The following is an 8,125-nucleotide window of genomic DNA, read 5'->3' on the forward strand; positions in this document are numbered from 1 at the left end:
CAATTTTGATGGCAATTGTATCTGAATCTTCAGATATCAATAACAACATCACTTTCCCTTGAGAGTTTTTTGTATAAGAATTTTTCCAAGAAAATTCCACTGATTCTTGTTGAATACTTCCTGAAACTATGGGATAATTATAATCCAACAAGATTGATGGTGCTATAGATACCTTTTTGCCTTTCCAATAATATACTTTTTCCCTGCGCTCGACTTTAATTTCGCTAGGGTCAACATATATAATGGCTGCTAAAATATCTAAAGGAATTGCAAAGAAATTTCCCTCCATGCGAAAAACCAATAATTTTGTAATTGTTAAAGTCCATGGCAGTCTCAGAATAAATTTTGTCCCTTGACCAAGTTGGGATTGAATAGTAATATTTCCTTTCAATGATTCTATTTGACTGTAAACTGATTCTAATCCCATCCCTCTTCCTGATAAATCGCTCACTTTTTTTGTAGTTGAAAAATCAGGATAAAATAATAATTTGTATAATTGTTTAGTGGATAATTTAGCAGCTTCAGTGACAGAAAAAATTTTTTTTTGTATAGCTAGATTCCGAATTTTATTAACATCTATACCCCGACCATCATCTCGAATTTCTATGTAAGTATAATTCCCTTGATAATAAGACTTAATAGTGATTTGTCCTTCTTTTGATTTACCATTACTTTGTCTGATTTCTGGGGGTTCGATACCATGATCGAAAGCATTTCTGACTATATGAACCATAGGATCGTACAATTTCTCTAAAACTACTTTATCAATTAGAGTATTCATCCCCACTAATTCGAGTTTGACCTGTTTTTGCTTTTGCACTGACAAATCTCTAATCATTCTAGGAAATCGATTCAATAATGATTCCACAGGTAACATTCGAGTTTTTGTGAGATTATTTTGTATTTGCTGTAAGGTTTGTTGTCTTTTTTTGACAACTTGTTGACTTTGCTGATGTAGTAGTTTAATGTCATTCACAGCTTCGCCTACTTGAGCAATTTCTTCTAATAGATTTGGCAGTATATTTACCAGATATGCTAGTTGATTATTCTGAGAATTGGGGGATTTATTTAGTTGCTCTGAAAAAGTCTTCATATCTTGAAGTTTCATCATTAACTGATGAAATTTTTGCCACCCTTTTTCTAAAGTTCCTATTGAAGCTTGAGATTGTTGATTTTGGAGAATAAAACTATTATCTTGAGTGGCTAATTCTCCCAGCAAATTATTCAGCATTTCCAGACGGTTGATATCTATCCTGACACCCAAAGAAGATGAGGATGTGGAAGTAATTTGCTTTTGCTGAATTTGTTTCTTTTGATTAGCAACTCCCGGTGCAGAAACTTGTTTTTGAGAAATATTTACTGATGAGGTCGCACTATTAGATGTTTTGACATTTTCTGTTTCCACTGCAACTTCAGATTTTTGAGGGACAACAGCTTTTACTGCTTGAGTTGGTTGATTAACTTGTTTTCTCTTAGCAGTTGTTTCTACCTTTCGAGATTTTAGTGGTTTTGTTAGTTTGACCAATGTGGGATTTAGATTCCCTCCTTGAGTGCGATCGCCTGCCAATACTGCTTTTTGCCCTGCCCAAAAATCTGCTAGAGCTAGTGTACCAATTTTTTTTATGTATTTTGGATTTACTTCCAAAGCTTTGATCGTAGTTTGAGCAATAGAAGTAAACCCAGGCAAATTTAGCATTGTCCCTAAAGTTGCAAATACTTCAGCTTGTCTCTTCAGTTCATCTTTAATGGATAAACCACTGTCAGTGCTATTCTTTCCAGCCAATAAATTTTCCCAACGATGCAAACCAGAGGGTATTTCTTCTGTAAACAGAAATTTAGTCATATCACCTTCTTCCATCGATACTTCGGGAAATTCTGCTGCTTCTTCTAAAGAATGTCCAAGTTTCTTTTCTATCTGCTCAAAAACTTGTTTGGCCTTAATAATAGAATTCTCTTGGTCATAGTTACCTGTTTCAATTTGTTTAACAGTAGGCGATCGCAAACAGTCAAAAGCTTGTAGCAGTAGATTTTCTAACTCTAGGTCAAAAACAGTATTTTCTTGATAAAGCGCTCTAATACTATTTTCTAAGTCGTGAGCAATTGTTTGAATTCCCATTAAACCAATACAAGCAGCACCACCTTTAATTGAGTGAGCTGCCCGCATTAGTTGATGTAGTTTTTGGAGCTCATGCTCTTGAGAGATATGTATTAATCCTTGTTCAAGAGTCTGTAGTAATTCTGTAGCTTCTTCTACAAAAAATTTGTAGGCTTGATCGTCAATTTCTATCATTATTTATAAAATCTAAATCCATAGGGAACAGGCAACAGGGAAGAAAATTTAAAGTATCACAGTGGGCAAACATTAAGTTTTTGATATTAATCTTAAATACAGCAGTTTCCTACCCTCTGGAAGTACATATATAGCAGAATAAAGAACCGAAAGACCGAAAAATCTGGCGTTGTCTGATTTTTAAGCTTTTGATATGTCCGCGCCCTTTGCTTCGACTGCTATATTGATGGTTTTAGGGAGTAGGGAACTTCTATATCTATAAAACCCACATTCCGCACGTCAATTTGTAATATACAAAGTAGCACAAAATTTCCTAGCCCCTAAGTATTTATACTCTATAAATTAAGTTAATTAGCCTTCGCGATGGTGCTCCGGACGATGCGGAGCACCATCGCGCCGTTTACCAGGAAACTGCTAAGTATTTGTACTTCATTTATTTCTCTGATTACCGACCATTATTTTCTCCTGAGTTCTGAGTTCTGAGTTCTGACTCCTGATTTTTTATACTATAGCAATGTGCGCTGGCATATTTACAAATTACAGGAGGTGTCCAATAGCTAAAAGTTTTATCTGATTCCTACCGAATGCTTGCGCAAACAGCTTTTTATCATTTTCTTTGTGGGTTTAATACCCCACCGTCAACGGGGGTGTTCAAAATTACTTGGGGGAGCGTAGACGCGGAGCGACTTGTCGAAGACTATCCCCATGTAATTCTCCTCCTCTCTCCTGTCTCCTGTCTCCTTCTTCAATCCCCCTTCCGGAGCTGTTGCCTTCCGGAGCTGTTGCCTGCGCACAGCGCTATACATTTTGAAGTGCATAATGTGGTATAAGACCATTTTAGAACTACATCCAAAGTTTCTTGGGGAGCGCTGAATGCTGTTTGCAAAGCATGACAAACGAAAACACTATTTAATTTACCTTAAACTCCGCCACACTCTTTTCTAAATCTCCTGCTACCTCTAGTAACTTAGAAAAAGACTCTGCAACATTCATAGATTGTTCAGAAGTTTGATTAGCGATGTTTGCCACTTCTTGCATTGTTTTTGACAGTTTGCTAGAAGTATTAGCTTGAGTGGTCGCAGACAAAGTAATCTCCTCTACCAACTCACTGATCTGTGCACTCACATCCAATAAATCAGTCAGAGTTTTTCGCGCTCCTTTAACTAACTGAGTTCCTACCATTACCCGCTTGCGACCTACTATCATTGCCTTGACAACTTTGCTAGTATCAGATTGCATTTCTTCAACAATTTGTTCTATTTCTTGAGTAGCACTAGCTGACTGTTCAGCTAGAGAACGTACTTCACTAGCAACTGTAGCAAATCCTTGGTCATCTTGCCCCGCTCTGGTTGCCTCTACCGAAGCATTCAACGCCAAAATATTTGTTTGATTTGCCAAATCATTAATCAAATTCAGCACCCGTGAAATTTTCTTAGAAGTTTCCCCTAAATTTTTCACCTTCCGAGCGGTTGCCTCCACTGTTTTTTGAATTACCACAATTCCCTCCACACTACGGTTCATTGCAGCATCACTAGTTTGCAGAATCTGATTTGCTTGCTGCACCTTAGCTTCTGCCTGTTGAGCATTAGCAGCTACTGCTTTAACCGCATTTGTCATTACCTGAATTTGTCCAAGAGCATTAGTAATAGCTTCTGCTTGACGATGAGCTTCACCAGACAATTTTTCAATTTCAGCATTGTTACCTTCAGTTGTTGAACTCACAATATTTGTTGCTGACTTCACCTGTAGTACCAACTGCTGTAAGTTTTCAATCGTGGCATTAAAAAAGTCAGCCACAGTACCCATGACACCTACTGTTACATTAGCTCGTACTGTCAAATCTCCATCAAAAGAATTTTCTATTTCTGTCAAAAAAGTTTCTATTTGATTTTCTAATAATTCTTTACCCTTTTTTTGCTCCTGAGAGATAGTTTCTGCTGTTTTCCGAGCCTGGATTACCTGTTCTAATAGGAGAGCTTGTTCCAGGGTAGAACCCACTTGTAAAGCCAGTTGTTTGAAAACTTGGACTTCTGAATCTTGCCATTGTCTTGTATCAGAACATTGATGAGCGCCTAATAAACCATAAAGTTTTTGACCTACTAAAATTGGCACTACCACATTTGCTTTCACCTGCCATTTTTCCAACTGTTCTCGGTGACAGTCTGTTAAATTTGCCTTGTTAATATCTTCTGTGACTTGTACTCGACCTTGACGATAGGGTTCTACATACTCAGCAGGGAAACAGGGAATTTCTGTTTCCATCTCTGCAATCTTTGAGCAATTAGGTTTGACTGACTCATAAATAATTTTACCTTCCCAGTTTTCATCGAAACGATATATGACAATACGGTCAGCTTTCATCAGTACCAGTGATTCTTCTACAGTAGTTTGGAAAATTTTTTCCAATTCTAGAGATTCCCGGATACGGGAGCTAATTTCACTGAGTAACCGCGCTTGTTGAGTCACTGCTTGTTGTTGCTGTAGCAATAATGCTTGGTCTAATGCGTAACCAACTTGAATAGCTAATTGCTTAATTAAGTCAATTTCTAATGCTCCCCAGTAGCGAGGGGCAGAACATTGGTGGGCGATTAATAAACCATATAACTTTTTATCTGTGATAATGGGAGCTACTAAATTTGCCTTCACATTGAACTGTTCTAATTGTTTAATATGGCATTCTGTTAATCCAGCTTCACGGATATCATTGGTTGGTTTAACTCTCCCTTTCAGATATGGCTTAATATAACCTTGAGCAAAGCATGGGTCTACAATTTCAGCTCCTAATGCTTCTGGAAATCCGACTGTTACTGATTCTGCTATTATTGTACCTTTCCACTGAGGATCGAATTTATAGACCATAACTCGGTCTGCTTGAATAGCTTCTTGCAGATCCTCGACTGTAGTGTTCAAGATGTCTTGAGGGTTAAGAGATTTACGAATATTGGAGCTGATTTGATTGAGGGCAATAGCTTGTTTTGTAGCGGCTTGTTGCTGTTGTAATAATGTTACTTGGTCAAGGGCAAAACCTACCTGGGTGGCTAGTTGTTTAGTAAAGTCAATTTCTGATTCTTGCCACTTACGAGGTGCAGAACATTGATGTACGATTAGCAAACCGTGAAGTTTTTGTTCGGCGATGATGGGAGCAACAATATTAGCTTTAACGGCAAAAGGTTTTAAAAGTTGGATATGACATTCTCCTAATCCTGCTTCATCAATATTCTCTATTGTGCTAATTCGTCCTCGCAGATATGATTTGAGATAATTTTTTTTAAAGCAAGGCTCAGATATTTTTTTACCAAAAGCTTGAGGCCAAGCTCGATCTACTGACTCGGCTACTACTTTACCATTCCAGTCAGCATCAAATTGATAAAGTATGACGCGATCGGCTTCTAATGTACCGCGGGCTTCTTCTACAATAAGATCAAAAATCTCTTCGGCATTCTGGGAAGTCCGGAGTTTGATGCCAATTTCGTTTAAAAATCGAGCTTGCTTGGCAGCAGCTTGTTGTTTTTGCAATAGGTATGTTTGTTCTAGAGCATAACCTATTTGAATAGCCAACTTGCGAATTAAGTCAATTTCTAATTCTGTCCAGTCTCTAGGCCCTGTGCATTGATGGGCAATTAATAGACCTATGAGTTTTTTTTCTACTACTACGGGAGCAACTAAGTTAGCTTTTACTTCAAAGGGCTTAAGCTGATTAATATGGCACTCTGTTAGCCCAGCTTCGTAAATATTTTCTGTGGCTTTAACCCGTCCCCTTTGATAGGGTTGAACGTAGCGATCGGCAAAGCAAGGATCGGTTATTTCTGCCCCTATAGATTGTGGCCAGTCACTATTAACTGATTCTGCAATAATTTTGCCTTTCCACTGGGTATCAAATTCGTATATTATTACTCTGTCACAATCAAGAGCTTCGCGAGTTTCTTCAACTGAAATAGTGAGAATTTCTTGAACATTTGAAGATTGACGAATCTGGAAATTGATGTAATTAAGTTTTTGAGCTTGTTCGGTAGCTATTTTTTGTTTTGTTAGTAGTAGAGCTTGGTCTACAGCATAGCCTAGCTGAGTAGCGAGTTGCTGAAAAAATTCTATTTCTGATTCTACCCATTGTCGTGGTTCAGAACAATGATGGGCAATTAATAAGCCTAATAATTTTCCGTTGGCAAGAATGGGAGCGACTAAGTTAGCTCTAACAGCAAAAGGTTCTAGTTGACTGATGTGACATTCTGTTAATCCTGCTTCGTAGATATCAGCAGTCGCTTTTACCCGGCCTTTTTGATAAAACTCTACATAACGGTCTGCAAAGCAGGGGTCGGTAATTTCTGCCCCTATAGCTTGTGGCCAGTCACTATTAACTGATTCTGCAATAACTGTACCTTTCCAGTTTTTGTCAAATTGATAAACTACTACTCTATCTGTTTGTAGGGCAGATCTGACATCTTCTACTACTGTTTTAAAGATGTCTTTTAAGTTGAGAGATTCCCGAATATGGGAAGTAATTTCGTTTAATAATTCTACTCGTTCGGCTGCTGCTCCTTCTTTTTCTATTAATACTTGAAGTTGATTAATTCTGACATCTATATTAGCCTGTAAGGCACCTAAATCTTCTATTAAAGTATTAGTTTTTCCTTTGATTCCTAATGATTTTTGATTAGTATCCTGTTCCCACACTTTTACTGGAACAATTGCTAATGATTCATTATTTCCTTGAGTATTTACAGTTTTTTGATCAGATTTGTTGTGGAAATTTTGGCTCATATTTTGCGTTCTATTTTCTGATTGGTTGGTTTTTATAAAATTTGTCTGTGCCATAATTTTAGTTGTATTAATTATCAATAATTACTAATTATTTAACGGCTCTTGCTAATTTTTTTGTCTGATTTTTATTTCTTTGCTTTTTCTAAATATTGAATAATTTTTTCAATATCTACAATCATCATTTTTTCTCCCTCTGAGTTTGTACAAGTTCCCTTGATAAATTTTGCTACAGGAGAATTAACTTTTTTTTGTTTCAACAGGGTAATATTTTTAGTCTCAATATTTATCAACTCACCTACTTTTTGTACTAAAATACCTAGATAGTTATCTTTATATTTTACTTTTACTACCCGAAGTTTTTCCTGATTGTATCCAGTAGATAGTAAAGGATTAAATCCCATCAAATAAGCAATATCAATTAACCATATAATCTCGCCATGCCACTGAAAAACTCCTGCAACTACAGTTGGCATACCTGGTATTTGTAAGACTTTTCCGTAGTCTAAGGTCATAACTTCATCTAGGTCATCAGTAGATAGTATAGTTTGTAAAGTCCGATCAATTTCTATACATAAATATTGTGTGCTACGGAATAATTGTTGTTTTTGCATTGACTTTAAGTGAAGACTTTAGTCATAAAAATTTATTTTTGTTAAACAACTATGTTATATCATGTTCCCCCAGAGGGGGAACATGATATTAAACAACTAATCGTCTTAATGTTGCTACAACTTCTTCTCGATTAATTGGTTTTGTCACATAAGCAGATGCACCTTGCTTCATACCCCATTTTTGATCTATTTTCCCTGATTTATTAGAACAAATAACAATTGGTATATGAGCTGTATTTTCTTGATTTTTTAGTTCCCTACACAGTCCATAACCACTTTGACCAGGTAATACCACGTCTGTTAAAATTGCGTCAAAAGTTTTTTGATTCAGCAAAGCTTTAGCTGCCTCTGCTGTGGTTACGCTCAATGCATCAAATCCTGACTTTTGTAGACATTCAGTCAAAATACTAGCTTCAGTTGGGTTATCTTCTACAATTAATATACTTGCTTTCATAACTTTCTAATA

Annotated in this window: 5 protein-coding genes; all 5 read right to left on the bottom strand. The window is 36.7% G+C overall.

Annotated elements, in window-relative coordinates; genetic code table 11:
* A partial coding sequence (locus F6K13_RS08605) for a chemotaxis protein CheA (RefSeq protein ID WP_287287211.1) occupies positions 1 to 2,290 on the bottom strand: 2,290 nt, incomplete at its 3' end.
* Positions 2,291 to 2,928: 638 nt separating this feature from the next.
* Positions 2,929 to 3,096 (bottom strand): hypothetical protein, encoded by a 168-nt coding sequence (locus F6K13_RS08610; RefSeq protein ID WP_287287213.1) that lies wholly within the window; start codon positions 3,094 to 3,096, stop codon positions 2,929 to 2,931.
* 103 nt (positions 3,097 to 3,199) lie between these two features.
* Positions 3,200 to 7,102 (bottom strand): GAF domain-containing protein, encoded by a 3,903-nt coding sequence (locus F6K13_RS08615; protein WP_287287215.1) that lies wholly within the window; start codon positions 7,100 to 7,102, stop codon positions 3,200 to 3,202.
* 71 nt (positions 7,103 to 7,173) lie between these two features.
* Positions 7,174 to 7,659, bottom strand: a complete 486-nt coding sequence (locus tag F6K13_RS08620; protein WP_124147491.1) for a chemotaxis protein CheW — start codon at positions 7,657 to 7,659, stop codon at positions 7,174 to 7,176.
* Positions 7,660 to 7,747: 88 nt separating this feature from the next.
* A complete protein-coding gene (locus F6K13_RS08625) occupies positions 7,748 to 8,113 on the bottom strand; it encodes a response regulator transcription factor (protein ID WP_124147492.1) in 366 nt (121 codons plus the stop codon).
* Positions 8,114 to 8,125 lie beyond the last annotated feature (12 nt).

The organism is Okeania sp. SIO2B9, assembly GCF_010672505.1.
Classification (GTDB): Bacteria; Cyanobacteriota; Cyanobacteriia; order Cyanobacteriales; family Microcoleaceae; genus Okeania; species Okeania hirsuta.

Excerpts from the sequence above, each read along its gene's own strand:
- F6K13_RS08610 (WP_287287213.1), bottom strand. The coding sequence starts at position 3,096 with ATGTATAGCGCTGTGCGCAGGCAACAGCTCCGGAAGGCAACAGCTCCG.
- F6K13_RS08615 (WP_287287215.1), bottom strand. The coding sequence starts at position 7,102 with ATGGCACAGACAAATTTTATAAAAACCAACCAATCAGAAAATAGAACG.
- F6K13_RS08620 (WP_124147491.1), bottom strand. The coding sequence starts at position 7,659 with ATGCAAAAACAACAATTATTCCGTAGCACACAATATTTATGTATAGAA.
- F6K13_RS08625 (WP_124147492.1), bottom strand. The coding sequence starts at position 8,113 with ATGAAAGCAAGTATATTAATTGTAGAAGATAACCCAACTGAAGCTAGT.